The 4,508-nt window shown below is 46.7% G+C and carries 5 protein-coding genes; 3 read left to right on the top strand and 2 right to left on the bottom strand.

Translation table 11 applies throughout. From position 1 onward, the window contains the following. The 3 genes from IQ219_RS17075 to IQ219_RS17065 all read left to right on the top strand — a co-directional run. Positions 1 to 277 (top strand): DUF29 domain-containing protein (locus tag IQ219_RS17075; RefSeq protein ID WP_194073400.1); only part of this gene is annotated, 277 nt, incomplete at its 5' end. A gap of 17 nt (positions 278 to 294) precedes the next feature. Then, the gene (gene ureC / locus IQ219_RS17070; RefSeq protein WP_194073399.1) at positions 295 to 2,004 is read left to right on the top strand and encodes an urease subunit alpha; all 1,710 of its coding nucleotides are present in this window, start codon (positions 295 to 297) and stop codon (positions 2,002 to 2,004) included. A gap of 110 nt (positions 2,005 to 2,114) precedes the next feature. Continuing rightward, on the top strand, positions 2,115 to 2,450 hold the full coding sequence (locus IQ219_RS17065) for a hypothetical protein (protein ID WP_190598678.1): 336 nt from the start codon (positions 2,115 to 2,117) through the stop codon (positions 2,448 to 2,450). A gap of 66 nt (positions 2,451 to 2,516) precedes the next feature. Here the strand turns inward: IQ219_RS17065 and IQ219_RS17060 are convergent, their stop codons facing one another. After that, complete coding sequence (locus IQ219_RS17060) at positions 2,517 to 4,073, bottom strand: mercuric reductase (RefSeq protein ID WP_194073398.1); 1,557 nt, start codon at positions 4,071 to 4,073, stop codon at positions 2,517 to 2,519. A 126-nt stretch (positions 4,074 to 4,199) separates the two neighbouring features. Next, on the bottom strand, positions 4,200 to 4,508 hold a 309-nt coding region (locus IQ219_RS17055; protein WP_194073397.1), incomplete at its 5' end, for a TVP38/TMEM64 family protein.

Raw genomic sequence — 4,508 nt, 5'->3', positions numbered from 1 at the left:
GCTGTGTATAAGAGACAGACATTGCCTACTCTTGCAATACTGGCAGCAGGAACGGGGGCGGAACCAAAACCATTGGCGAGCTGAAATACAAGGTTTTCGTACCCAATTGCGCCGCCATTTGACCACCACTCTGAAAAACTACCTGGAGGAAGAATTACCCCAGATTTATCAAGATGCCCTAGGCTACGTGCAGGAGAAAACCGGCCACACAGTGGATTTTCCTCAGAAATGTCCCTATAGTTTGACGCAACTGCTCGAATCCCTTCCCCTTGATTAACAAAGGAAATAGTCACCATGAGTTATCGGATGGACCGCCACAGCTACGCCCACACCTTTGGTCCTACAGTGGGGGATAGGGTGCGGCTGGCGGATACGGAATTATTTATCGAAGTGGAACAGGACTACACCACCTATGGCGACGAGGTCAAATTTGGCGGTGGGAAGGTGGTGCGGGATGGCATGGGGCAATCCCCTTTAAGCCGAGCAGAAGGCGCAGTGGATGTGGTGATCACCAATGCTTTGATTTTGGATTGGTGGGGCATTGTCAAAGCTGATGTGGGCATCAAGAACGGCCGTATTTGCGCCATTGGCAAGGCAGGCAACCCCCATGTCCAAGACAATGTTTCTATTATTATCGGCCCCAGCACCGAGGCGATCGCCGGAGAAGGCATGATTTTAACGGCGGGGGGAATTGATGCCCACGTGCATTTTATTTGTCCCCAACAGATTGAAACGGCCTTAGCTTCGGGGGTTACTACCCTGGTGGGGGGAGGCACTGGGCCAGCGGCGGGCACCAAAGCCACCACATGTACCCCCGGGGCTTGGAATATTCACCGCATGTTACAGGCGTCCGATGGCTTTCCCATTAACCTGGGCTTTTTGGGCAAAGGCAATGGCAGTCAACCGGCGGCCTTAGCAGAGCAGATTAAGGCTGGGGCGATCGGGCTGAAACTCCATGAGGATTGGGGCACTACCCCAGCGGCGATCGACAACTGTTTGAGCGTGGCGGAAGATTACGACGTTCAGGTGGCTATCCACACCGACACCCTTAACGAAGCGGGGTTTGTGGAAACCACCATTGCCGCCCTCAAAAATCGAGTTATTCACACCTATCACACCGAAGGAGCCGGGGGAGGCCACGCACCGGACATTATCAAAATTTGCGGAGAATTGAACGTCCTCCCTTCCTCCACTAATCCCACCCGACCCTACACCATCAACACCCTGGAAGAACATCTAGATATGTTAATGGTGTGCCATCACCTGCACCGTAATATTCCCGAAGATGTGGCCTTTGCCGAGTCTCGGATCCGTCGAGAAACCATTGCGGCGGAGGATATTCTCCATGACCTGGGGGCCTTTAGCATCATTTCTTCCGATTCCCAAGCCATGGGCCGGGTAGGGGAAGTAATTTGTCGCACTTGGCAAACAGCCCACAAAATGAAAGTGCAACGGGGAGCCCTCACCGGGGAAGGGGGAGACAATGATAATCTCCGGGCTAAGCGCTATGTGGCTAAATACACCATCAACCCAGCCATTACCCATGGCATCTCCGAGGAGATCGGTTCAGTGGAAGTGGGTAAGTTAGCGGATCTCTGCCTCTGGAGTCCCGCCTTCTTTGGGGTTAAACCGGAATTAGTGATTAAAGGGGGCATGGTTGCCTACGCCCAAATGGGGGATGCCAATGCTAGTATTCCCACGCCTCAGCCAGTGCATATGCAGCCGATGTTTGCTAGTTATGGTGGGGCGATCGCCGCTACGAGTGTGACTTTTGTTTCCCAGAAGGCAGCGAAAAAAGATATTGGAGAAAAATTGGGACTGAGCAAGCCGGTGGTGGCGGTAAAAAATATTCGCCAGTTAACCAAACGGGATCTGAAACTGAATGATTATTTGCCCCATATTGAAGTAGATCCAGAAACCTACGAAGTGCGGGCCGACGGAGAATTACTCACCTGTGAGCCGGCAACGGTATTGCCCATGGCCCAGCGTTATTTCTTGTTTTAGTAACTTTTGGACCTGTTTTTGGCCATGTAACAATCTGCTACGATGGCCTTGAATTGCCCATTTTTTGACAATATTCCGTCAACATTTTATTAGCAAAGCGTCCTAGAACTATGGCTGTTGACCCCATCCCCCCCATCACATTGCCCCCCATCCAAGACCCTGTGCAAGAAGGAGATTGGTTACGTCAAGGATTACAACAATGGCTTAACCAAGAATTTATCCCCGAAGGAATTAATGCCACCATTGCGGAACGGGCTGCCCAAATTTTTGTACGTCAACGATTGGAAGGGGAAAATGACCTGGGCTCCTTAGTAATTGCCATTGTGACCGAGATGCAAGCTTTTGATTTTCGGGAAAGTTTTTTTAGTGAATTTGCGGTGGCCAATGCTGTCAGCGATCTAATCTTAGAAAGTTTAGGTTATGAAACCTGTTGTGGCCAATCTTAGAACAGGTTAGTGCAGATTTAATTTGTTAACTAATTTTCTCATTTTTAGAGTTTTTAGTTATTCTTTTTAGAATAATTTGCTGGGAAATTTAGCTAGAATTTTTAATAAATTTTTCGTATTATTCGTGAGCAAAGTACGACGATAAGTATCAGCAGCTTTTTTAATTGCTTCCGCTTGGGTAGGGTAGGGATGAATAACACCAGACAATTTACTCAAACCAATTTTATTGACCATGGCTGTGGTTATTTCTGAGATCATTTCCCCTGCGTGGGGAGCGACAATGGTGGCGCCTAAAATTTCATCGCTGTTGGCTATGTGAATAATTTTCAAAAAGCCCTCCGTCTCTCCAGCGGCGATCGCCCGGTCAACCTGGGAGAAGGGAATTTTGATGGTTTTATAGCCTAGGTCTAAAGCATCGGCGGTGGTTTCGTTGAGTCCTACGTGGGCAATTTCTGGGTCAGTGTAGGTCACCCAGGGCATGGTTAAATGACTTAATTTACTACGTCCTAAACCGAAGGGAGAAAAGAGAGTATTTTTAATCACAATGCGGGCGGCAGCATCGGCGGCATGGGTGAATTTCCAGTCCATACAGATATCCCCGGCGGCATAAATTTGTGGGTTGGTAGTTTGCAAATAATCGTTGACTTTCACGCCTCGGTGATCGAATTTTACCCCCACAGCCTCTAAGTTTAATCCCTCCACATTAGGGGCTCGTCCTGCACCAACTAGAATTTCATCGACGATAACTGAACCTAATTCACCGTTATTGCTGTAGTGTAAAACCTTACCATTTTCTGTGAACTCTGCCCGTTCTAATTTGACATTTAAAACTAGTTTAATGCCATCTTTAAGTAAGGATTGTTGAACAATTTCCGCAGCTTCTGGATCTTCTTTGTTTAATAAATGGTCACCTCGATGAAGCAGAGTCACCCTTGCTCCCAACCGCTGAAAGGCTTGGGCTAGCTCACAGCCAATGGGGCCACCGCCAATAACCGCCAGGCGATCGGGACATTTCGTTAAAGAAAATACTGTTTCATTAGTTAAAAATCCGACTTCTTCTATACCGGGAATGTCAGGTTTTACCGCCCTAGCTCCAGTGGCGATTACAGCTTTTTTGTAATTAAGAATAGTTTCCCCTACCTCAATTTTATTGTTACGCAAAAAATGTCCTTGTCCAAGAAAAACATCAATGCCTAAATCCCGAAATCTTTGGGCAGAATCATGGTGGCTAATACCAGCCCGAATTTGGCGCATTCTGGCCATCACGGCCGGAAAATCAACTTCAATATTGTCTGGTTTTTTAACGCCCAAACTGTCGGCATTATTCATTATTCCTACCACGCGGGCCGAGCTAATTAAGGCCTTGGATGGAACGCATCCCACATTGAGGCAATCACCTCCCATCAAATGCTTTTCAATTAGGGCGACTTTGAGACCAATACCTAAACCAGCCGCCCCGGCCGCCACCACTAAACCGGCAGTTCCTGCACCAATAACCACTAGATCATATTGATCTTTGGGAGCAGGATTGATCCAATCGGGGGGATGAACATGGGCTAATAATTGCTGGTTATATTCATCTAGGGGGGTAATGTCAATACTAAATATAGTGGGGTTATTCATAGGGATAATTGTGTAACAAAAAATTATTTGAAATTGAAATAAATGTCACATTAAAAACCAAAATTATTTCTAAATTATCAATTTAATTTGAAAAAGATTCCTGAACAATAATTCAAAAACAAACTGCTATTCAACTACTTCCGATGTTAGAATCGCTTCATCTAAAGCCTTTTTAGCAATTTTAGTGACATAGATAGTAACGGCAACGGTGGCAATAAAGCCAATGATGCGGATTGCCCATTGTAAAGTGGGATTAGCTTGGTTAGTTTCTGTGCCAACAGTGGCTAAACTTCCAGCTAAAGAGCCAATGTAAACATACATAATGGTGCCGGGAATCATGCCGAGAGAGCCAATGACATAATCCTTTAAAGAAACGCCGGTGATGCCATAACCATAATTTAATAAATTACAGGGAAACACTGGAGAAAGCCTGGT

It is taken from the genome of Synechocystis sp. LEGE 06083 (assembly GCF_015207725.1).
GTDB classification, from domain to species: domain Bacteria; phylum Cyanobacteriota; class Cyanobacteriia; order Cyanobacteriales; family Microcystaceae; genus Synechocystis; species Synechocystis salina.
Note: the sequence above shows the minus strand (reverse complement) of the source record. Positions and strands in the feature narration are given on the sequence as shown.